The sequence below is a fragment of the Marcopretia estuarina LEGE 06307 genome (genome assembly GCF_056633115.1).
Genome location: NZ_JBSJOY010000002.1, coordinates 533,725 through 554,031, shown reverse-complemented (window position 1 = coordinate 554,031; position 20,307 = coordinate 533,725). Strand labels below are relative to the sequence as shown.

The window sequence follows — 20,307 nt, the reverse complement described above, 5'->3', positions numbered from 1 at the left end:
AGCTAGCCTAATGGTGGCGATCACGCCACGGCCTCCAGCAGCTGACGCAGCGCCTGACGCCAGTGCAGCGCAGGCAGGGCAAGCACCTGGCGGGTGCTGGAGGTTTCCAGCAGCGAATAGCTGGGGCGTTGCGCCGGGGTGGGGTAATCGGCTGTGGTGAGCGGGTTCACAGCGGCCATTCGCTCCAGGAGCCCCAGCTCCACGCCCAGCTCGCCCACCGCCACGGCCACGTCGTACCAGCTGGCGGCACCGGCCTCGCTCCAGTGCAGGATCAGCGGCAAAGGCCTGGCTGGTGATGAGCCGGCCTGCTCCATCAGCCGCCAGCATGCCGCCGCCAGGGTGAGCGTGCTGGTGGGGCAGCCCACCTGATCCGCCACCACACCGATCTGCTGCTTCTCCCGGTGCAGCCGCAGCATCGTGAGCGCAAAGTTCCTGCCCACCGGCCCCATCACCCAACTGGTGCGCAGGATCACGCCCTTGCCGCTACCGCCCAGCACGTCTTCCACCGCCTCCTCGCCGGCGGCCTTGCTGCAGCCGTAGACCCCCAGCGGCGCACGCTGCTGCTCCGTGCGATACGGACTGCCCTGCTGGCCGTTGAACACAAAATCAGTGCTCACCTGCAACAAGCATCCGCCGCTTTCCAGCAGCGCCTCGGCAAAGGCGCGCGGCGCGGCGCCGTTCACGGCCAGGGCCAGCTCCGGCTCGCTTTCGGCCTTGTCCACCGCCGTGTAGGCGCCGCCATTGAGCACCCAGTCGGGACGGTGTGACCGCACCGCCGCGCGGCAGGCCTGGGCATCCGCGAGATCCAGCGCCATCACGCCCTCGCCGCCACTGCGGCTGCTGGCGATCAACTCCACCCCCTCGGGCACCTGCTGGCGCAGGGCCTGGCCCAGCTGGCCGGCAGCGCCGGTGAGCAGCACTTTCACGCGAACACCTCCCCGGCGGCCAGCGCCTGCACCAGCGTGGGAGCGACGGCATCCTTCACGGCCAGCACCGGCTCGCTGGTCCCCAGCGGCGCCAGCGGCCAAGCGATCGCCACTTCTGGATCGTCCCAGCGCAGCGAGCGCTCGCAGGCCTTGCTCCAGAAGCCGCTCGCCTTGTACAGCACCTCGGCTGTGTCGCTGAGGGTGAGGAAACCGTGGGCAAAACCCACCGGCACCCACAGCTGCTGCTGGTTGCCGGCACTCAGCTCGGCAGCCACCCACTGGCCGAACGTGGGCGAGGGGCGGCGCATGTCGACCGCCACATCAAAGATGGTGCCGCTGGTGCAACGCACCAGTTTCCCCTGGGGCTCAGGTTCCAGCTGGTAGTGCAGCCCTCGGAGCACGCCACAGCTGGAGCGGGAGTGGTTGTCCTGAACAAAGGTGGTGGGCGTACCCACCGCTGCATCAAAGCGGCGCTGGTTCCAGCTCTCGAAAAAGAAGCCCCGCTCATCGCCAAACACCTGCGGCGTGATCAGCAGCGGCCCCTGCATCACCGCGCCGCTGGCCGTGCTGAGCTGCTCAACCTGCATCGCTTCCCTCCCGCAGCAGCGACAGCAGGTAGCTGCCGTAGCCGCTTTTCTTCAGCGGCAGGGCCAGCCGCTCCAGCTGCTCGCCGCTGATCCAGCCCTGCCGCCACGCCACCTCCTCCGGACAGCCCACCTTCAAACCCTGCCGGTGCTCCAAGGTGCGGATGTAGCTGGTGGCCTCGTGCAACGAATCGCAGGTGCCCGTATCCAGCCAGGCCATACCACGGCCCATCAGCTCCACCCTCAGCAGCCCCTCCTCCAGATACTGCCGGTTCAGATCGGTGATCTCCAGCTCACCCCGCGCCGAGGGCTGCACCCGCTCGGCCCGCTCCACCACGGTGTTGTCATAGAAATACAGCCCCGTGACCGCATAGCGCGACTTCGCACGCTTCGGCTTTTCCTCCAGGCTCAGCACCCGGCCCTGCGCATCGAACTCCACCACCCCGTAGCGCTCTGGATCACGCACGGGGTAGGCGAACACCGTGGCCCCCACACCGCCGCCACTACAGGCCTGCAACTGCACGCTGAGGTCGTGACCGTGGAACAGGTTGTCCCCCAGCACCAGCGCCACCGGTGCCCCATCCAGAAATCTGGCACCGATCAAAAACGCCTGGGCCAACCCATCCGGGCTCGGCTGCACCGCATAACGAATGGCCATCCCCCAGGTGCTGCCATCGCCCAGCAACCGCTCGAACGACGGCTGATCCACCGGCGTGGTGATCACCAGCACATCGCGAATTCCCGCCAGCATTAACGTGCTCAACGGGTAATACACCATTGGCTTGTCATACACCGGCAGCAACTGTTTGCTCACCGCCTGGGTGATCGGATGCAGACGCGTGCCGCTGCCACCGGCCAAGATAATTCCTTTACGCATCATCCCTTGAAGCCATGGCCAGCAAGCTCACGCAGCCGCAGCCTAAGCATGAAATCAAAGGAATTCAACCCCGGCTTCGGCCAACCCAAACACCACTGAACTCGCAACAGATCATGGTTGCAGTTTCCACATTCATCACGTGGCAGATCTGATTTCTGCTAGTGAAAAGATCCAGAATCATTACATCCAATCCTCCTGGCCGCACCTTACACACGCGCGCCGATTGTGGGCCTATCGGTGGTAATGCTCACAATCGCCATGGCCGCCTCCACCAGGCTCCAGTGAACCTGCTCCACCCCATAAAGGCACACCCATCCGGCGCAGTCACCTGGATGGGAGCTAAAGCCTCGCGCTGCCACTGCTGGCGAAGTCGGCCACCGTGCCCGCCAGCCCCTCGGCCAACGGGATGCGGGCACGCCAGCCCAGGGCCGCCAGGCGGCTCACATCCAGCTGCTTTTTCGGGGTGCCGTCGGGCCTGGTGCTGTCCCACTCCAGGCTGCCGGCAAAGCCGGTGGCCGCGGCCACCGCTTCCGCCAGCTCGCGGATCGTGAGATCCACGCCCGTGCCCACATTCAGAAACTGCAGCTCTTCAGGCCCCGGCTGCCAGCGCTCCAGCGCGAACACACACGCCTCGCCTAGATCATCCACATGCAGGAATTCCCGCAGCGGTGTGCCGGTCCCCCAGCAGGTCACGCTCGGTGCCTTGGCCTGGGCCGCCTCATGAAACCGCCGGATCAAGGCCGGCAGCACATGGCTGTGGGTGGGGTGGTAGTTGTCGCCAGGCCCATACAGATTGGTGGGCATCAGGCTGATCGCATCGAAGCCGTGCTGGAGCCGCAGCGCCGCACACAGCTTGATGCCGGCGATCTTGGCGATCGCATACCACGCATTGGTGGGCTCCAGGGCTCCAGTGAGCAGCGCCTCTTCCCGGATCGGCTGCGCGGCGAACTTCGGGTAGATGCAGCTGCTGCCCAGGAACAGCAGCCGCCGCACGCCGCTGCGCCAGGCGTTTTCGATCACATTGATCTGGATCTTGAGGTTGTCGAGCAGGAAATCAGCCGGATAGCTGCTGTTCGCCGCAATGCCGCCCACCTTTGCGGCCGCCAGCACCACCACCGTGGGCTGATGCGCCGCAAACCAGGCCGCCACCGCCGCGCCATCGAGCAGATCGAGCTCCTCGCGGCCGGCGGTGAGCAGGGCGCCGCCCTGGGCTTCATCCCCATAGCCGCTGCGCTGCAGTGCCCGCACGATCGCGCCGCCCGCCATCCCCCGATGCCCCGCCACGAAGAAGCGGTCGGCTGGGGTGATCAAGGGTGTGGTGGAGGTGGTGGTCATGGCTTGAACAACCTGTTCAAGAGCTGCACTCCAGGCCTGCGGCCACGGGCTTGACCTCCCACTTGGTCCACCAGTGGACTAAGGTTGATTGGTTGGCAGCCGCCCCTTGTCGCCATGCACACGCCTTTCACGCGGATCGTGAACGTGCACGAGGCCAAAACCCACTTCTCCCGGCTGATCGATGCCGCCCATGCTGGTGAAACCATCGTGCTGGCCAAAGGCGGACGCCCCTGGGCGCGGCTTGTGCCTCTGGAGCAGCCCACACCCAAGCGCAATCCCGGCGTGTTGCGCGGGATCATCACCCTGCCTCCGCCGGAGGTGCTGCTCGAACCGCTGCCGGAGGAGGAGCTCGCCGCTCTGGAAGACCCCCTCCTGTGAGCACTGCTTTGCTGCTCGACACCCACGCCCTGCTCTGGTGGCTGGCTGAACCCGATCGTCTCTCTCCAGCAGCCCATGCCGCCATTGCCGATGACACGGCACGGGTGCTGGTGAGTGCGGCTTCCGGCTGGGAGATCGCCACCAAGGTGCGCTTGGGCAAGCTTCCTGCCGCCACTCCCCTGCTCGAGCAGCTGCCCGCCATGTTGGCCGCCCAGGGGTTCGACCTGTTGCCGATCGAGCTGCGCCATGGCCTGCGGGCGGGCAGCTACGGGATGGCCCATCGCGATCCCTTTGATCGCTTGCTGGCCGCCCAGGCCGAGCTGGAGGCCCTCACCCTGTTGAGCGTTGATCCAGCTCTCAGGGCCTTTCCCTGCAACCTGCTCTGGTAAGCGCGCCATCACCCCTTGCCTCCGGCCGCCGCCGTCGCCGCCGGGTTGGTGGGCGGGTTCTCCATCGAGCCCACCACCTTGAAGCCCTTCAGCCGCAGGATCGCCTCCTTGCGCGCCTCCTCCTTATCGGCTGCCACCATCTCGGCCACCAGTTGCTCCAAGGTGGTGGTGGGCGTCCAGCCCAGCTTCTCGCGTGCCTTGGTGGGATCCCCCAGCAGCGTTTCCACCTCCGCCGGCCGGAAATAGCGCGGGTCGATCCGCACCACCACTTCGCCGCTGCTGCGCTTGCCGATCTCCTCAGTGCCCGTGCCCTCCCACTGAATCGCCCCCCAGCCCAGCTCCAACGCCGCCAACTCGATGAAGTGCCGCACCGTTTCCTGCCGGCCCGTGGCAATCACGAAATCCTCCGGCGGGCCCTCCTGCTGCAGCATCCGCCATTGCATCTCCACATAATCCCTGGCGTGGCCCCAATCACGCAGCGAATCGATGTTGCCCATGTAGAGGCAATCCTCCAGCCCTTCGTTGATCCGTGCCAGGCCGCGCGTGATCTTGCGCGTCACAAACGTTTCACCCCGCCGTGGCGACTCGTGGTTGAACAGAATCCCATTGCAGGCATACATGCCGTAGGCCTCGCGGTAGTTCACCGTGATCCAATAGGCATAGAGCTTCGCCACCCCATAGGGGCTGCGCGGATAGAAGGGTGTGGTTTCCTTCTGCGGTATCTCCTGCACCAGCCCGTAGAGCTCGCTGGTGCTGGCCTGGTAGATGCGGGTTTTCGGTGTGAGCCCCAGCATCCGCACCGCTTCCAGGATGCGCAGCGTGCCCATGGCATCGCTGTTGGCGGTGTACTCCGGCGCCTCAAAGCTCACCGCCACATGGCTCTGGGCGCCAAGGTTATAAATCTCATCCGGCTGCACCTGTTGGATGATCCGGATCAGATTCGTGCTATCGGTTAAATCGCCGTAGTGCAGCGTGAGCCGCGGATTCTCTTCATGGGGATCCTGATAAAGATGATCGATGCGCGCCGTATTGAAGCTGCTGGCGCGGCGCTTGATGCCGTGCACTGCGTAGCCCTTCTCCAGCAGCAGCTCGGTGAGGTACGAGCCATCCTGGCCGGTGATGCCTGTGATCAGAGCAGTCTTGGCGGCTGGGGGCACCGGAGAAGTTCTGTGAAGTGTGTGTTTCACAAACTACGCCGAGCAGCCGCAAAGGCGCCACGACACCTCTGACCGCGCCGATCACACGATCGCCAGGGCCGTGAGCGATCCGGTGAAGCCGGTGATCTCCACGATGGCGTCGTTGGCGGATTGGAAGCCAGCCAGCCCATCATTGAGCGCCAGGAAGGTGCGGCTGCCGCCGCTGGCGCCAAGGCTGAAGGTGGCGGCTCCGTTGGCGGCGAACGCTGTGGGGGTCAGCACCGCCGCCAGTGCCGTGGCGCTGAGGTCAGCAACGCTGCCAAGCTCACGCAGATCGGCGGCCGACACCTCCCGGGGGCCATCGATGCGATCGCTGCCGATGGCCAGATCTGTGATCTGATCACTGGCGTTCAGCAACGAATCGCGCAGGCTGGTGAGGCGGAACGTGTCCGCGCCAGCCAGGCCGGTGAGCGCATCAACAGCGGCGCTGGTGCTGATCACATCGGCGGCGGCACCGCCTGTCTTGAAACTGGGGTTGACACTGCTGAAGCCAAGCCGGCCACCATCACCGAACAGCGCCGTCGCCGTGAGCGCGCCACTGTTGCCCAGGGGCCTTCCCTGGCTGGCGTTGAAGCCCACGTTCACGCTGCGGCCCGGCTGAATCGTGCTGGCCCAGGCATCACCGGTCACGGTGTGGCGAAACAGGCCGCCCGCCAGCGCCGTGCTGCTGATCCGCACCCCCCAGGGTGTGCTGGTGGGACGGTGCGGGCTCTCGAAGCTGAAGTTCCAGCTGTTCAACGGCACCGTGCCGGTGTTGGTGAGCGTGAGTTGCACCGTCATGCCACCCGTCCAGATCGATCCGCCCACGGACACCGCCAGGTTCGGGTTGGAGGTGAGCGGAATGCCATTGAGGGTCTGAGGCAAGGGAGCGCCGGGGACGGGCGTGGGTGTTGGCGTTGGAGTGGGAGTTGGAGTTGGAGTTGGAGTGGGAGTTGGAGTTGGAGTTGGAGTTGGAGTGGGTGTCGGGGTTGGAGTTGGGGTTGGAGTGGGAGTGGGCGTGGGCGTGGGCGTCGGGGTAGGTGTGGGGGTTGGTGTGGGTGTTGGGGTGGGTGGCACCGGCGTTCCGCCGCCGCTGGTTCGCACGGAAATGCCCGGCAGAGCATCGAGCTGGGCATCGGTGAGCGCCTGCCCGCCGCGACGCTCCACGCTGCGGGCGAAGGCACCGGCCAGGCCAGCGTTGTAGTCGATCGCCACCTCATTGGCGACGAAGTCGTCGCGGCGGTCCTGATAGGAGAAGTCGTCGGAACTGGTAGGGCCACCCACCAGGGCGCCGTAGAGAATGTGGGCGTTGGGCAGGCCGTTGCGGAATCCATCCCAGCCCACGCCCGAGGCGGCCCGGTGGTGGGGCTGCCGGGGTGCATTGGCCCCAAAGCCCACCAGATAGCTCGACCGGCGCGGATTGGCACCAAGGATGTAATCCACCGTCCCCTGAGACAGCCGGCTGAAGGCCCCACCTGGGTCGCGCACGTTGTCGGCGTACACATCCGCCAGGAAGGCCGTGTTGGCGGCATAGCGCAGCGAGCCCCACTGGCTGATATGGCGCAGGCCGCCGGCACTGATCGTCACGCCGTTGCCGCCGTTCACCCAGTTGTTCAACCAGAGCTCCACGTCCTGCTGCACGCGGGTCGAGCCCGTGTCCTCCGCCAGAATCACCGCCGTGGCATAAGACGCGTCGTCCCAGTTGCCGGTCCAGCCCCGCGAGAGGCCGCCGATGTTGCTGGTGTAGATCGACAGGGCCTTGTCGCGGTAGGCCGTGCCACTGCCGCCCGCCGCCGTGACCGCCCGCGACAGCCAGGCCGCGCCATAGGCCAGCTCATCGTTGAACCCACTCCAGGAGTTGTAGTAATTGCGCACCTCCGGAATCGAATCGGAGTAGCGGCCCCGGTAACGATCGGCGAAGTCGTACAGCGAAATGGCGCGGGTCAGCAGCACATCCGCATAGGCGGCTTCGCCGTTCTGGCGGAACAGCACCGAGGCGGAAGCCAGCGCTGCGGCCGAGCCGGCCGCCACATCGGAGCCGGGCTTGCTCGGTGTCACCGCCATGGCCGGACGGGCAATGGTCTGGCTCTCCGGCGAGCTCCACAAGGCGTGGTCGGCCGCCACATTGCCCACCTGCGCCACGAAGAACCGCGTGGCTCCCGCTGCATCAACGGCGTGGGCCTTGAGCAGGTAATCCGTGCCCCAACGCACCGCATCGAGCAGTTCGTCGGTTTGCCCCGAGAGGGCATAGCCATCGGAGAACTCGATCCCGCCCCAGGAGAGGGTGGCCAGGGTGGAAGCGAGCGGCAGGCTGAACTTGGAGTGATCGCCGGCATCGTGATACCCGCCGGTGAGATTCAGCGTCAGCCCGGCCTGGAGGTTGGCGGCGGTTTGCCCACCGAAGTACACCCCGTCGGCGCCGTCGCGCAGGCCGGAGTCACCGCGCCAGTCGATCCGCTTTCTGGCTTCGTCAAGGTCGCCGGAGCGCTGCGCCTCATAAAAAAGGAAGTTCTTCTGCAGCGCCTCGGCGTAGTTGAAGCCCATACCTGTGAGTGGATCGACGCTGGACATCGCGCAAAACAAATCGCTGCAACGGTCCTACGCCGGATGTCCCCGCCGGGGCGACCCCCATCGGAGGGTGGTTGGCGGCTCCGCTGAGGGTGGGCGCCACGGCAACCGTGCGGGCTGCAGCGATCAGCGCAGCCGGATCAGCCCCTGCCGCAGCGCGATCACCAGGGCCTGCAGACGGTTGCGCGCCCCCATGTTCTGCAGCAGACGCTTGGTGTACGACTTCGCCGTGTTCGGGCTGATCATCAGCCGCTCGGCGATCTCCCGGTCGGTGAGCCCATCGGCGAGGCCCTCCAGGATCTGGTAATCCCGCGGGCTGAGTTCGCTGATCGGCTCCGGCATCGGTTGATTCCGCATCGAGGCGCTGCGGAAGTGGCAGCCGCCCAGCGCCGCCAGCACCGCCGCCTGCAGCGCCCCGCTGTGGAAGGTCATGTCGCATTCCGCCACCAGCCCATCGATCCAGGCAGCCCGCACCAGTGCCGGCTCGGGGCAGGGCCCCGTGCTGATCACGATCACCTTCAAGGCGGGGTAGCGCTCCTTGGCGGTGGCGGTGAGGCTGAGCACGTCACCGCGCTCCAGGCTGTCGGAGCACACCAGCAGCCCGTGTGGCTGCTGCGCCAGCCGCTGGAGGCAGCTCTCGGCATCGGTCACCGCACAACCGATCAGGCCATAGCCGAACAGACCGATCGTGTAGCGCAGCAACAGCGGCTCCTGGCCCATCGCCAGGGCCACCCGCGGCGGGATCGCCGTGGAAAGCAGGGCCCGGCGCATCACCGTTCGCCGGATCTGCACAACGGGGAGATCGGCGGTGAAATCCACAGCGGCCGCAACGGGAGCAGAGCAAGGGCAGGCTATGGGGATGGGCGGGGCATGGGCGGGCCTGCACGCCAGCGAACCAGCCCCCAGACTGCCCAGCGAGAGATGCCCGCCGCCCCGATGGCCCTGCAGGTTCAGAACAAGCGTCCGCTGAGCGGCTGTCGGCCGTGGCTGGCGCTGCTGCTGCTGGGCGGCAGCCTGCTGCTGCCCGTGCCGCCCGCCCTCGCCGATGGGGAACCGGCGGCCGTGAAGGTGCGCACCCTGGTGAAAGCCGGCGAAGCCTGGAACGGCACGCGGCTGCCCGCCTATCCCAAGGGCGAACCGGAAATCACCGTGCTGCACATCACCATTCCGCCGGGGGTGAAGCTGCCGATGCACCACCATCCGGTGATCAACGCCGGCATGTTGATCCGCGGCCAGTTGCTGGTGATCAGCGAGGCGGGGGCCAGGTTGCAGCTCAAGGCGGGGGACGGGATCATCGAGATGGTGAATCAGCCCCACTACGGCACCAACAACGGCAGCGAACCGGCCGAGATCGTGATGGTGTACGCGGGAGAGAAGGGCAAGCCGATCACCGTGCTTGAACCGGCCGCCGCCAAGGCGCCCTGAACGCCGGGCCGGCGTGGCAGGCCCAAGCCCACAGACACACGCCGGCAGCCCTCAGGCCAGCCCTTCGATGCGCCGGTACGCCGTCCAGAACTGCTCCATCTGCTCGGTGGTGCCCAGGCTCACCCGCAGCGCGCCATCGATCAGGGGCTTGCCGGCCATCGAGCGCACCAGGATGCCCGCCGCTCGCAGTTCGGACTCCACCACGGCCGCTGGCCGCCGCGGCCAGAGCAACAGGTAGTTGCCACCGGCGGCGTGATGGCGCACCCCGGCGGCCACCAGCTGCTCCAGCAACCAGGCCCGCGCCCGCAGCACCTCGGCCACATAAGCGTCGGTGTAGGCCTGATCAGCCAGCGCCGCATGGGCGGCGGTCACAGCAAAGCTGTTGACGTCGTAGGGGCCGCTGACCCGGCTCACCCGGTCCACCAGGGCCGGTGCCCCCACCGCAAACCCAAAGCGCAGCCCGGCGAGCCCGGCCGTTTTCGCCAGCGAGCGCAGCACCAGCAGGTTCGGGTAGGCCGCGAAGGGGTCGGTGCCTGCTGCTGTGGACACTCCTGGGGAGGGCGCTCCATTCCCGCTCAGCAGCAGTGGCAGCACGCTGTCGCCGGTGAAGGCCTCGTAGAGCTCATCGACCACCACCAACGTGCCGGGGGCAGCGGCCGCCAGCTCCAGGATCCGCTGCGGCGCCAGCCGGGTGCCGGTGGGGTTGTTGGGATTGCAGATCAGCAGCAGCCGCGGGGCTGTGGCGGCGAGAGCCGCCTTGATCTCCTCGAACGGGAAGGCGAAACCGGGCAGCCGGTACGGGATCGCTTCGATCTCCATTCCCTGCATGCGGGCGCAGGGGGTGTAGTAGCCGAAGGTGGGGCTGGTGGTGAGCAGCCGTTCGCCGGCGGCGCCGTAGGCGTGGAACACGGCGTGCAACGCCTCATCCACCCCGTTGAACAGGCCGATATGGGCGGGTGTGAGGGTGCCGGAGCCGGGAAGGCTTTCGGTGTCGGAGTCTGAGCCGGGGCCGGGGCCGGGGCCGGTGACAGATTCGTCGACCAGCGCGGTGATCACCGCCTCCCGCAGGCCGTCGTATTCGGGGTAGATCGCGTAGTGATCGGGCGGAATGGCGCGCACCGCCGCCACCACTTTCGGGCTGGGCCCCACGGTGTTCTCGTTGAAATCCAGCCGCAGCAGACCGCGGCGCCCCTCCAGCGGCGCGCTGTAGGCCGTGAGCGTTTCCACCTCCGGGCGTGCCAACGGGCAGGTGGAAACGGCCGGGCGCTCGCCGGGGCTGGGGCTGGTCACAGAAGCGGCCTCACGGCGACGGGGAGCATCCACCAGCAGCAGCCTAAAGAGGCTCCAGACGCCGCCCCTGAGGCAGCGGCGGCCAGGCATGACCCTGCCGCCGATGGAACACACAGCCGGCTCAACCTGGCGTTCTGAAGCAGAATCGAATCCTGGATAGGGAGGAGGTTCTGGTGACAACAACCGATCTGGTTCTGCGGGCCCTTGAACGCGGCGACCTGAGATTCATTCACGACCAGGTGAACAACAGAAGCGTGATGGCTTACTGGTTCGAGGAGCCCTATGAATCCTTTGATGAGCTCGAAGAGCTCTACAGCCGGCACATTCACGACAACGCAGAGCGGCGCTTCGTGGTGGAAACCAGGGAAAAGGAATTGATCGGGCTGGTGGAACTGATCGAGATCGACTACATCCACCGGCGCGCTGAATTTCAGATCATCATCGCGCCACACCATCAAGGCAAAGGCTTCGCCCGCTTCTGCATTCACAAAGCGCTTGATTATTCCTTCACCATCTTGAATCTGCACAAGATCTACCTCTCCGTGGCCGTCGACAACGCCAAGGCCCTGCACCTCTATCAAGACTGCGGCTTCGCGGAGGAAGGCCACCTGGTGGGCGAGTTTTTCATCGAAGGCCGCTACCGCGATGTGAAGCGCATGTACATCCTCCAGGAGGATTACCTGGCCAGAGCCCAATAGCCGTTCACATCCGCTCCAGGGTGGGAATACCGAGCAGGCCAAGCCCCAGCTTCAAGGTGGCCGCCGTGAGGCGGCAGAGCGCCAGCCGCGAACTCCGCGCCGGTTCCTCGGCCTTGAGCACCGGCACCTGATCGTAGAAGCGGTTGAACATCTGGCTCAGTTCGAACAGATAACTGCACAGCCGGTTCGGCAGCAGTTCCTCCTCCACTTCGGCGATCACGCCGTCGAACTTGAGCAGCTCCCGCACCAGCGCCCACTCCTGCGGCTCGCTGAAACTGAGCATCTCCGGCAACGGTGAATCTGCGACACCGGCAGCCGCATCCGCCCCGGCGCCTCCCTTGCGGGCGATGCCGGCGATGCGCACCACCGCATAGAGCAGATAGGGGGCGGTGTTGCCGCTGAGGGCCAGCATGCGATCGAAGCTGAACTGGTAGTTGGTGATCCGGTTGGTGCTGAGGTCGGCGTACTTCACTGCCGCCAGGCCCACGGTGGTGGCCACCTCGGTGATGAAGTCCTCCTCTTCCTGGCGTTCCTCCTCCGCCAGCCGACGGCGCAGGTCGGCCTCGCAGCGCTCCACCGCCTCCTCCAGCAACTCCTTGAGTCGCACCGTGTCACCGGCGCGGGTCTTGAGCTTCTTGCCGTCTTCCCCCTGCACCAACCCGAAGGGCACGTGCTCCAGCCGCCCGTCCTCGGGGATCCAACCGGCGCGGCGGGCCACCTGGAACACCCCGGCGAAATGGCTGGCCTGGCCCGCATCGGTGACGTAGATCACCCGCCGGGCCCCATCGCCTGCTGGGGGCGCGGCAAAGCGGTAGCGGATGGCGGCCAGATCGGTGGTGGCGTAGTTGAAGCCACCGTCGCTCTTGCGCACGATCACCGGCGGAGCCTTGCTGGCGCTGCCGTCCTCCGCTTCAAGGAACACGCACTGGGCGCCGCCATCGCTCACCAGCAGTCCGGTGGTGGCCAGATCCGCCACCACCGCCTCCAGATAGGGGTTGTAGAAGGATTCGCCGCGCTCATCGAGGCGGATGTCGAGGGCGTCGTAGAGGCGCTGGAATTCCCGGCGCGACTGATCACACAGCAACTGCCAGGCGCGGCGGCTGATCGGATCGCCGCTCTGCAGCTTCACCACCTCCTCACGCGAGGTGGTCTGGAAGGCTTCTTCGCTGTCGAAGCGGGCCTTGGCCTGGCGGTAGAAGGCCACCAGATCGCCCAGATCCACCGCGTCGGCGGTGATAAGCGCCTCGGGCGCCTCCTGCTTGAGATGGGTGATCAGCATGCCGAACTGGGTGCCCCAGTCGCCCACATGGTTGAGCCGCAGCACCGGATGGCCGCGAAACTCCAGCACCCGCGCCAACGCGTCGCCGATGATCGTGGAGCGCAGGTGCCCCACGTGCATCTCCTTGGCGATGTTGGGGCTGGAGAAATCCACCACCACCGGCGCCGGCGCCCCGTTACCGCTCTGCTCGGCCACCGTGGGCACCCCCAGGCGCGGATCCCTCAGCCGCCCTGCCACCTCCGCGGCCAGCCGCTCCGGCCGCAGGGTCAGGTTGATGAAGCCGGGGCCGGCGATCTGCGGTTCCAGGCAGAGCGCGGTGAAGGCCGGATCGGCCGCCAGCTGCTCAACGATCGCCGTGGCAATGGCCCGCGGCGCCTGGCGGAGCGGCTTGGCGAGGGAAAGAGCACCGTTTGCCTGAAAATCACCGAATTCGGGCTTGGTGGCCGGCGCCAGCTGCGGATCCAGCCGCAGGCCCCCTGCCCCGAACATCGTTGAGATCTCCTCGCCCATGGCTTCCACGGGGAAGGCCCGCTGCATCGCCGCGCGCAGCTGGCTGTCGAGGGCTTGGGCGAGGCGAAGCATGGGCAGCGGGTACGGAAGCAGGACGCTCCCGGCAGGGGGGAGGCACCCTGATCATCCCCTCTGGACCGATGGCAACCCGCCGGGCAGGTTCTGGAAGCATGCACAAATAGAGCGAGCAGCGCTAAGGGGCTGCCCACGCCATGGGTGGCCCGCCAGGATGGCGGAACCCGCTGGCGGAGCAGGTGAACGCCCCGTTCACCACAACCCCCCACCGCCTCAAAACCGCATGCAACTTGCCTCCGTGGTGTTCTACGGGCGTCTGGGTGAGCAGGCCCTGGCGATGTTCAACCTCGAAGGAGACCTGGAGCAGTGGCGCGACGCCCGCGTGCTCGACTGCCCCGGCGGGCCCGGTTCGCTCTCGGCGCGGTTGAGGGGCCTGGTGGGGGAGATGGTGGCGGTGGATCCCCTCTACGCCCTGCCGGAAGAGGAGCTCGAACGCCAGGCCCTGGCCGATCTGGAGCGCACCATGGCAGGCCTGCGCAGCAGTGCCGCGCTGCGGCCCGATTTCGATCTGGAGGCCTGCCGCGAGCAGCACATGCAGGCGCTGCAGGCCTTTCTGGAGGATCGCCGCCATCATCCGCAGCACTACCGCAACGCCTCCCTGCCGGAGCTGCCCTTCCCGGACCAAAGCTTCGATCTGGTGCTCAGCGGCCATCTGCTCTTCGCCTATGCCCCCCTGCGCGATGGCGGCCTCTCCAGCAGTGACGCCTTCGATCTGGCCTGGCACCGCCTGGCCCTGAGCGAGCTCTGCCGCGTCAGCCGCCACGCGGTGCGCCTCTACCCCGCCCACACGATCGAACGGGTGGCACGGCGCCATCCCTACGCCGTGTCGCTGCTGGCCGAGCTGCCGCCGGGCTGGCGGGGCACCTTCTGCTCCAGCCGCTACGACCAGGGCCACGACGGCTGCACCGATGCCCTGCAACTGGAGCGGATCACGGCGGCGGAGGGCGGACCGTCAGCGGCGGGCAGCGCTTGAATGGCGGGGTGCGGCCCCACCGTCGATGCTGCAACCCTTCCCTCCCCCGCTGGCACGCACCTTGGTGGGCGGGCTGCGCGATCTGGTCGCCGTGGAGGGCGGCGCCACCAGCGAGCAGGCGCGGCTGCTCAGCAGCCTGGCGGTGCACCTGCTCGGGCTCACCCCAGACGAACTCACGGCCGTCGCCCCACTGCCGCCCGAGGAGCTGGCGGCCCGGCTGCCAGACGACGACAGCCGCCGCCGCTTCCTGCAGCTGGCGTTGATGCTGGAGCTTTGCCGCCATCCCCGCAGCGCCGCCCAGCTGCAGCGGCTGGAGGCCTTCAGCGATGCGATCGGCATCCACGGCGTTGAGCTGCGCCTCGTGCAGGACCTCTTCCACCGCACCGCCGCGGAAGCCACCGCCAGCTTCGTGCGTTGCTACGCCGCCTTCATGCCCGAGCTGTCCGCCCGCCACGGCGCCCTGATGGCGGATCCCAGCAAGCAGCCTGGCAAGGATCAGGGCGGCGCTCCCGGCGACGCCTTCTTCGCCCAGGTGCAGGGGCTGCGCGACTGCCCCCACGGCAGCCTCGGCTGGGCCTTCGTGCAGTTCTACGCGCGCAACGGCCTGCCCCTGCCGGCCCGGAACACCCCGAACCCCGCCTACTACGTGAGTCATGACATGAACCACGTCATCACCGGCTACGAGCCGACGGGGCCGGGCGAGATCGCCCTGGGCGCCTTCAAGCTGGCGCTCCGCAACGACGACGCCAACTGGATGGCCTCGCTCGCCAACTTCCTCATCCATGAGGTGGGTCTGTTCGTGCACGGCAACGACAGCCAGTTCGTGCCCTACGGCGGCGACGGCGAGCCCTACAACGGCCTCAACGGCAAACGGGGAGCCCTCGATCTGCCGGGCGCGCCCGAGTTGCTGGCGGAAGCCTGGCGCCGGGGCGCCGCCTGCAGCGGTGATTTCAGCCGGCTCGATCACCTCGCCCTCGCCAGCGAGCCCCTGCTGGAGATCCGTCGCCGCTTCCACGTGCTGCCGCTGGAGCGGCCCATGCTCGACGAGCCGGAGTTCTGGCCCTATGAGGGCTGAAGGCTCCGCTCCGCCGGTGGGCGGTTGAAGCCTCCGCTCAGCTGGTGAGCTCCAGTTCCCGCTCCAGGCCCGCCATCACCACATCGGCGCTGAGCTTGATGCGGTAGCGGCAGGCCTGGGTCTCGCTGCAGTCGAAGGTGCCGCGCTCCCAGTACTTGTTGCTGCCGGCGCCGCCGCCGCAGAGGCCGAAGTACTCGCACTCGGCCCGGCAGCGCTCCACGCCGGAGCGGATCTCGCTGTACACCTGCTGGAACTTGACGCTCTCCACCACGGATTCCAGGCTGTCGGTGATCACGTTGCCGAAGGCGAAATCGCCGTAGGCGGCGGTGGCCACCGACAGCAGCTCGGGGTCAAAGGTGGAGAAGTTGCCGCGCGCATCCACGTTCACGATCGCGAACGGGTGGTTCATGTCAGTGCGCGCCAGCCGCTGATCGCCGCAGGCGAGGCCGGCGATCTCATCGAACTCCCTCAGGCGCAGGGCGCCGGGCTCGGCCCGCAGCCGCTCCCAGAAACGCTCAAGAAACGCCTGGTAGCGCGCCTCCGAGCGGGGGCGGGACAGGGTGGAGCTGAGATTCTCTCCCTCGGTTTCCTCCATGTTGAAGGCCAGGTTGTCGATGCCCTGGCCGTGGAAGAAGTCGAACAGGGTGTCGGCGTGATCGAGGGCGTCGTCGGTGAGCACGGCGATCACCTGGAAGGGGATGCCGCGGCGCTGCAGCCAGCCGATGCCCCGCAGGCTGGCGGCATGGCTGGGCAGGCCGGTGCGGGTGCGGCGGTGGGCGTCGTGCAGGAAGGCAGGGCCATCCAGGCTCACGCCCACGTGGATGTCATTGCGCTCGAAGCAATCGCACCAGGCGGCGTCGATCGTCATGGCGTTGGTCTGCAACGACTGCGCGATCTGCAGCGGCGGACCGTCCCGGCGGGCCAGTACGGAGCGGATCAGCGCGGTGGCCTCGTCGTAGAAGGCGATCGGCATGGTGAGCGGCTCACCGGCATGCCACAGCAGGGTGAAGTCGTCGGTGGCTAAGGGGCTGTCCAGCACCCGCTCCAGCGTGCGCTCCAGCAGCTCCAGCGGCAGCTGGCTGCGGTCGTCGCGGCTGGGCAGGTAGCAGTAGTCGCAGTCGAGGTTGCAGAACGGGGTGGGCTGCACCACCAGCAGCCGCAGGGGACCGAACGCGGGGGAGGTCAACGGCTCACCAGAAGTTGCGGAAGCCGCCGCCATTGCGGAACCCCCCATTGCCGAAGCCACCGTTAGGCCAGCCACCTCCATTGCGGAAGCCGCCGTTCCAGAAGCCGCCATTGCGGAAGCCACCGTTAGAGAAGCCGCCATTGCGCCAACCGACCCGCGGCCCGTTCACAAACACGTAGGCCAGCACGTCGTCGGGGATGGCCTTGGTTGCTGCCGGCTCCTGGCCATCGACAGCCTGATCCTGGCCATGGTCCGGGCCGGTTTCCAACTCGCGAACCGCCCCGGCGATGCGGCGCAGTCGGGCCTCCACGCTGAGGCTGTCCGGTTCAGGGCCGTCGTGGCTCGGGCTGGCGGCGCCAGCGGCCGCCAGCGCTTCGGCGGCCGGGATCAGCGGCAGGATCGCCAGGAACAACAGAAAGCCGAACTGCCTGGGACGCGGAAGGAAAGCCATCGGAAGTGAAACCTGGAGAACGGAAGAAGCGGAGGGCGAGGGCGTGGGGCGGGGTGACTCAGGGCGCAGACGGGGCGGAAGACGCTGCCGCTGGACCCTGGGGACGGATCGCCTCGTAATTCAGCAACACCGTTTCGAAATAGGTGCGAATGCGCTCAGACGGCACCCCCAGCATCCCCTTCGGACCCACCCAGCGGTCCACGCTGGCCACTGCCTCGGGATCGCCGTCCACATAGCCCTGCAGCAGTCGGGCGATCGCCAGGTTGGTGAGGTCGCGGAAGGCGGAATCGTTTTCAGGCACCACGCAACCCACCGCGTAGCGCTCATAAGGGAGCTCCGGCGTGACCACCAGGCCGGTGGCACCGAGGCTGCTGACCTTGCCGATCAGCAGGGTGGTGTCCCCCATCACGCCGTCCAGCTGGCCGGCCTGCAGCGCGGCCACCGCCTCCCCCAGCCCGGCGAAGGGAACAGCGCGTGCCTTGGGCTGGATGCCCTTCAACACCGCCTCACCGAGGGAACCCGGCACGGCACCGATGCGGCGGCCCAGCAGTGAGGCTGCTGAGCCATCGATCCGGCCCGCCGGGGCCAGCACGCGGATGCCGGAGAGCCCGATCGGCAGGGTGTAATCCACCTGGGCATCGCGGGCCCAGGAGAAGGGCACGCCGCAGGCGAGAGCCAGTTCTCCCTTGCCCACCCGGCGCACCAGCTCGGCGGGATCGCTCACCGGCTCAAACCGCACAGTGATCGGCCGCCCCAGCGCCGCGGACAGCTCTGCCTGGACCCGGCGCACCACCTCCACCCCATAGCCGACGGGCTGGCCACTGCTGTCTCGGAAGCTGAGGGGGGGTAACAGGGGTTCGCTCCCCACCACCAGCTCACCGGTGACGGCCACCCGCTGCAGCACCCCCTCGGCACGAGCCGCTGCGGCCGGCATCACGGCCGCCAGCAACGCAAGGACCACCGAGGTGAGCCGAAGGCTCGGGCTCGAGAAGCGGCAGAACGGCATGGCTCACGGCATCGATAACCCGGCATCACTCTGCTGCCACCGGGCCAGGCGCGCCATAAGCCTGGAACCAACGCCATAAATCCACAACGCCAGGTCCATGACGCCAGGCCCGGGTGGTGGCCACGCTCAGCCGTCGCTCGGGAGGTAGCGCATGCTCAGATCCAGCCAGCGGCTGCGGGTGACCGGCGCACTGGTGGAGATCAGATCGATGCCGGTGGCGGCATAGGCCCGCAGCTGTTCAGGTTGCACCCCCGACGCTTCCAGCACCACCGCCCGCCCCTGCGCTGCCGCCAGAGCCCGCAGCTGCGGCACCAACGCCTGCAGGGCCGGCGGGGCGAATTCATCGAGCAGCACCGCATCGGCGCCGGCACGCACTGCGGCTTCGGCCTCGGCGGCGGTTTCCGCCTCAACGATCACCCGCGCCGGCCAGGGCGCCGCCGCCCGCACCGCCGCGATCGCCGGCCCCACCCCGCCGCTCCAGGCCAGGTGGTTCTCCTTGAGCATGGCCGCGTCATCGAGGCCGAAGCGGTGGTTCAAACCGCCGCCGCAGCGCACGGCGTACTTCTCCAGCAGCCGCAGGCCGGGCGTGGTCTTGCGGGTGTCGGCCAGGGCCACGCCGCTGCCCGCCAGCGCAGCCACCAGCCGGGCGGTGGCGGTGGCGATGCCGCTCAGGCGCATGGCCAGGTTGAGGGCCGTGCGTTCCCCCGCCACCAGGGCCGGCGCTGCCCCCTCCAGCTCCAGCAACGCTTGCCCGGCCCGCACCGGCGTCCCCTCCGCCAGCCGATCGCGCACCACCACCCCCGCATCCAGCAGCCGGAACAGGGGCTCCACCAGCACACCGCCGCAGAACACCCCATCGGCCTTGGCGATCCAGTGGGCTCGGCCCCAGGCACCGGTCAGGGCCGGGGCGGTGAGATCGCCGCGGCCGAGATCCTCCGACAGCCAGCCACGCAGCTGCTGTTCAAGAGCAGGGCTGAAAGGCAGTAGGGGCGGCTGTGTCACCGGGGAAAGGCGGGGGGAGGCGGAGGAAGGGAGCCGCAGGCAGCGGCAGGCAGGACAGCTCAGCGCGTGATCGACGCCGGCCATTCGGGCTCCCGGCCGCGGGGCAGCACGTTGAAGCGCTGGCGCACCAGCTCCAGCGGGTCGGCGAAGTGGTCCCAGGGGTCGATGGCGGCGATCAGATCCACCGACACCTGGGCGCCGTGTGCCATGCCGGCGAACAGGCGCTCCACATCGAGCGCATCACGCTCACCCGGGATGAACGGGGTCGTGCCGATGCCCAGCTCGAATTCCGCCAGCCCGAACATCAGCACATAGAACGGGTCCACCCGCTCGAAGCCCGCCTGGAAGCCGAGCACAGCCCCCTCCTCGGCGGCGGTGGTGCCGTAACCGCCCAGCACGTGGCAGCAGTCGTGGTGCATCACCGGCGGCGGCGGGCCGCCCAGCTCTCCGGGGAACCCGAAGCCGTTGCGGTCGATGAAGGCGGCATAGGCCAGGCCGAAGCTGCCGGCGGGGTAGTGGCGCAGGGCCCGGTAACGCTCCGCCATGGCGGTGTCCTCCTGCCGCAGCAACACCCGCGCCACCCCCAGGGCACCGCGCAGCCCCTCCTGCTCCAGGGTGGCCCGCGCCGCCGACGCGATGAAGCCGCGCCGGGCGATGTCGAGACGCACCATGGCCAGCCGCTGCTCCATCACCTGGCCGAAGGTGCGCACCGGCGCCGGGTCCACCGCCAGGGCTGCCGCCGCCTGCTCCAGCAGCTGCTGCTGCGCCGGGGAGGGGGCACCGTCGAGCAGGGCCACCAGGGTCATGCCACGCAGGATGCGCTCGCGCCACTGAGGATCGGCAGTGACGGCCTGCACCCGTTCGGCCAGCTGGTCGGGGCTGATCGGTGCCAGCGCCTCCAGGTCGCAGTCGATCTGCAGCAGGTGATCACGCACGCCGCGGATGGCGGCAAGGGCCTTGGCCGTGGGCGCGCCATTGCAGCGGGCCACCGTGAGCAGGGCCGCCAGAGCGGCGGCGCCGATGGCCTGGCGCTGCTCCAACGGAAGCTGAGCCCTGGGATCGATCACCGCACAGCTCCACGCCGTGAGGCCATTGTGCTCAGCCC

General features: G+C 67.9%; 21 protein-coding genes. 7 read left to right on the top strand and 14 right to left on the bottom strand.

The window, feature by feature from the left end; translation table 11 throughout:
* Positions 1-20: 20 nt before the first annotated feature.
* The 3 genes from rfbD to rfbA are packed head-to-tail and all read right to left on the bottom strand — an operon-like array spanning position 21 to position 2,390.
* A complete protein-coding gene (rfbD, locus tag ACWJI3_RS06985; protein WP_480203305.1) occupies positions 21-926 on the bottom strand; it encodes a dTDP-4-dehydrorhamnose reductase in 906 nt (301 codons plus the stop codon).
* Positions 923-1,513 (bottom strand): dTDP-4-dehydrorhamnose 3,5-epimerase, encoded by a 591-nt coding sequence (gene rfbC / locus ACWJI3_RS06980; protein ID WP_480203304.1) that lies wholly within the window; start codon positions 1,511-1,513, stop codon positions 923-925. Before rfbC ends, rfbD begins: the two co-directional genes overlap by 4 nt.
* Positions 1,503-2,390 (bottom strand): glucose-1-phosphate thymidylyltransferase RfbA, encoded by an 888-nt coding sequence (gene rfbA / locus ACWJI3_RS06975; RefSeq protein ID WP_480203303.1) that lies wholly within the window; start codon positions 2,388-2,390, stop codon positions 1,503-1,505. The genes rfbC and rfbA overlap by 11 nt, the downstream gene beginning before the upstream one ends.
* Before the next feature lie 11 nt (positions 2,391-2,401).
* On the opposite strand from rfbA, the gene ACWJI3_RS06970 reads away from it, so the two are divergent.
* Entirely contained in the window at positions 2,402-2,539 is a 138-nt protein-coding gene (locus tag ACWJI3_RS06970) for a hypothetical protein (protein ID WP_480203302.1), read from the top strand.
* 187 nt (positions 2,540-2,726) lie between these two features.
* On the opposite strand, the gene ACWJI3_RS06965 is transcribed toward ACWJI3_RS06970, so the two are convergent.
* Positions 2,727-3,722 (bottom strand): GDP-L-fucose synthase family protein, encoded by a 996-nt coding sequence (locus tag ACWJI3_RS06965; protein WP_480203301.1) that lies wholly within the window; start codon positions 3,720-3,722, stop codon positions 2,727-2,729.
* Between the two features lie 114 nt (positions 3,723-3,836).
* On the opposite strand from ACWJI3_RS06965, the gene ACWJI3_RS06960 reads away from it, so the two are divergent.
* Positions 3,837-4,100 carry a type II toxin-antitoxin system Phd/YefM family antitoxin gene (locus ACWJI3_RS06960; RefSeq protein WP_480203300.1) on the top strand — a complete coding sequence of 88 codons (264 nt, stop codon included), beginning with the start codon at positions 3,837-3,839 and terminating at the stop codon, positions 4,098-4,100.
* Entirely contained in the window at positions 4,097-4,489 is a 393-nt protein-coding gene (locus ACWJI3_RS06955; protein ID WP_255141390.1) for a type II toxin-antitoxin system VapC family toxin, read from the top strand. Before ACWJI3_RS06960 ends, ACWJI3_RS06955 begins: the two co-directional genes overlap by 4 nt.
* Before the next feature lie 8 nt (positions 4,490-4,497).
* Here ACWJI3_RS06955 and gmd read toward each other — a convergent pair whose 3' ends face one another.
* The 3 genes from gmd to ACWJI3_RS06940 form a co-directional block, all read right to left on the bottom strand.
* Positions 4,498-5,646, bottom strand: a complete 1,149-nt coding sequence (gmd, locus tag ACWJI3_RS06950) for a GDP-mannose 4,6-dehydratase (protein WP_480203299.1) — start codon at positions 5,644-5,646, stop codon at positions 4,498-4,500.
* A gap of 81 nt (positions 5,647-5,727) precedes the next feature.
* Positions 5,728-8,235 (bottom strand): glycoside hydrolase family 9 protein, encoded by a 2,508-nt coding sequence (locus ACWJI3_RS06945; protein ID WP_480203298.1) that lies wholly within the window; start codon positions 8,233-8,235, stop codon positions 5,728-5,730.
* 123 nt (positions 8,236-8,358) lie between these two features.
* Positions 8,359-9,051, bottom strand: a complete 693-nt coding sequence (locus ACWJI3_RS06940; protein ID WP_255100146.1) for a helix-turn-helix transcriptional regulator — start codon at positions 9,049-9,051, stop codon at positions 8,359-8,361.
* A 102-nt stretch (positions 9,052-9,153) separates the two neighbouring features.
* Here ACWJI3_RS06940 and ACWJI3_RS06935 point away from each other — a divergent pair, with 102 nt between their 5' ends.
* Complete coding sequence (locus tag ACWJI3_RS06935) at positions 9,154-9,657, top strand: cupin domain-containing protein (RefSeq protein ID WP_480203297.1); 504 nt, start codon at positions 9,154-9,156, stop codon at positions 9,655-9,657.
* A gap of 51 nt (positions 9,658-9,708) precedes the next feature.
* On the opposite strand, the gene ACWJI3_RS06930 is transcribed toward ACWJI3_RS06935, so the two are convergent.
* The gene (locus ACWJI3_RS06930; RefSeq protein ID WP_480203373.1) at positions 9,709-10,947 is read right to left on the bottom strand and encodes a pyridoxal phosphate-dependent aminotransferase; all 1,239 of its coding nucleotides are present in this window, start codon (positions 10,945-10,947) and stop codon (positions 9,709-9,711) included.
* Positions 10,948-11,120: 173 nt separating this feature from the next.
* Here ACWJI3_RS06930 and speG point away from each other — a divergent pair, with 173 nt between their 5' ends.
* A complete protein-coding gene (gene speG, locus ACWJI3_RS06925; protein ID WP_198948267.1) occupies positions 11,121-11,645 on the top strand; it encodes a spermidine N1-acetyltransferase in 525 nt (174 codons plus the stop codon).
* Between the two features lie 4 nt (positions 11,646-11,649).
* Here the strand turns inward: speG and argS are convergent, their stop codons facing one another.
* Positions 11,650-13,506: an arginine--tRNA ligase gene (gene argS / locus ACWJI3_RS06920; RefSeq protein WP_480203296.1), complete on the bottom strand. Its 1,857-nt coding sequence runs from the start codon at positions 13,504-13,506 to the stop codon at positions 11,650-11,652.
* A 226-nt stretch (positions 13,507-13,732) separates the two neighbouring features.
* Between argS and ACWJI3_RS06915 the strand changes: the two genes are divergently transcribed.
* Complete coding sequence (locus ACWJI3_RS06915; protein WP_480203295.1) at positions 13,733-14,482, top strand: class I SAM-dependent methyltransferase; 750 nt, start codon at positions 13,733-13,735, stop codon at positions 14,480-14,482.
* A gap of 25 nt (positions 14,483-14,507) precedes the next feature.
* Positions 14,508-15,557, top strand: coding sequence for a hypothetical protein (locus ACWJI3_RS06910; protein ID WP_480203294.1), 1,050 nt, complete (start codon positions 14,508-14,510; stop codon positions 15,555-15,557).
* Between the two features lie 37 nt (positions 15,558-15,594).
* Here the strand turns inward: ACWJI3_RS06910 and grrM are convergent, their stop codons facing one another.
* The 5 genes from grrM to ACWJI3_RS06885 form a co-directional block, all read right to left on the bottom strand.
* The gene (gene grrM, locus ACWJI3_RS06905) at positions 15,595-16,743 is read right to left on the bottom strand and encodes a cyclophane-forming radical SAM/SPASM peptide maturase GrrM/OscB (RefSeq protein ID WP_480203293.1); all 1,149 of its coding nucleotides are present in this window, start codon (positions 16,741-16,743) and stop codon (positions 15,595-15,597) included.
* Between the two features lie 4 nt (positions 16,744-16,747).
* Positions 16,748-17,194, bottom strand: coding sequence for a GrrA/OscA1 family cyclophane-containing rSAM-modified RiPP (grrA, locus tag ACWJI3_RS06900; protein WP_480203292.1), 447 nt, complete (start codon positions 17,192-17,194; stop codon positions 16,748-16,750).
* 58 nt (positions 17,195-17,252) lie between these two features.
* Positions 17,253-18,200 (bottom strand): extracellular substrate binding-like orphan protein GrrP, encoded by a 948-nt coding sequence (gene grrP, locus ACWJI3_RS06895; RefSeq protein ID WP_480203291.1) that lies wholly within the window; start codon positions 18,198-18,200, stop codon positions 17,253-17,255.
* A 126-nt stretch (positions 18,201-18,326) separates the two neighbouring features.
* The gene (gene nadC, locus ACWJI3_RS06890) at positions 18,327-19,286 is read right to left on the bottom strand and encodes a carboxylating nicotinate-nucleotide diphosphorylase (RefSeq protein ID WP_480203290.1); all 960 of its coding nucleotides are present in this window, start codon (positions 19,284-19,286) and stop codon (positions 18,327-18,329) included.
* Positions 19,262-20,269: a TerB family tellurite resistance protein gene (locus ACWJI3_RS06885; RefSeq protein WP_480203289.1), complete on the bottom strand. Its 1,008-nt coding sequence runs from the start codon at positions 20,267-20,269 to the stop codon at positions 19,262-19,264. The genes nadC and ACWJI3_RS06885 overlap by 25 nt, the downstream gene beginning before the upstream one ends.
* Between the last annotated feature and the right edge of the window lie 38 nt (positions 20,270-20,307).

Coding starts and splice junctions, on each gene's coding strand:
- rfbA (WP_480203303.1), bottom strand. CDS start 2,390: ATGATGCGTAAAGGAATTATCTTGGCCGGTGGCAGCGGCACGCGTCTG.
- rfbC (WP_480203304.1), bottom strand. CDS start 1,513: ATGCAGGTTGAGCAGCTCAGCACGGCCAGCGGCGCGGTGATGCAGGGG.
- ACWJI3_RS06960 (WP_480203300.1), top strand. CDS start 3,837: ATGCACACGCCTTTCACGCGGATCGTGAACGTGCACGAGGCCAAAACC.
- nadC (WP_480203290.1), bottom strand. CDS start 19,286: ATGGCCGGCGTCGATCACGCGCTGAGCTGTCCTGCCTGCCGCTGCCTG.
- ACWJI3_RS06970 (WP_480203302.1), top strand. CDS start 2,402: ATGGCCAGCAAGCTCACGCAGCCGCAGCCTAAGCATGAAATCAAAGGA.
- argS (WP_480203296.1), bottom strand. CDS start 13,506: ATGCTTCGCCTCGCCCAAGCCCTCGACAGCCAGCTGCGCGCGGCGATG.
- ACWJI3_RS06935 (WP_480203297.1), top strand. CDS start 9,154: ATGCCCGCCGCCCCGATGGCCCTGCAGGTTCAGAACAAGCGTCCGCTG.
- ACWJI3_RS06910 (WP_480203294.1), top strand. CDS start 14,508: ATGCTGCAACCCTTCCCTCCCCCGCTGGCACGCACCTTGGTGGGCGGG.
- ACWJI3_RS06915 (WP_480203295.1), top strand. CDS start 13,733: ATGCAACTTGCCTCCGTGGTGTTCTACGGGCGTCTGGGTGAGCAGGCC.
- ACWJI3_RS06945 (WP_480203298.1), bottom strand. CDS start 8,235: ATGTCCAGCGTCGATCCACTCACAGGTATGGGCTTCAACTACGCCGAG.
- grrA (WP_480203292.1), bottom strand. CDS start 17,194: ATGGCTTTCCTTCCGCGTCCCAGGCAGTTCGGCTTTCTGTTGTTCCTG.
- grrP (WP_480203291.1), bottom strand. CDS start 18,200: ATGCCGTTCTGCCGCTTCTCGAGCCCGAGCCTTCGGCTCACCTCGGTG.
- ACWJI3_RS06965 (WP_480203301.1), bottom strand. CDS start 3,722: ATGACCACCACCTCCACCACACCCTTGATCACCCCAGCCGACCGCTTC.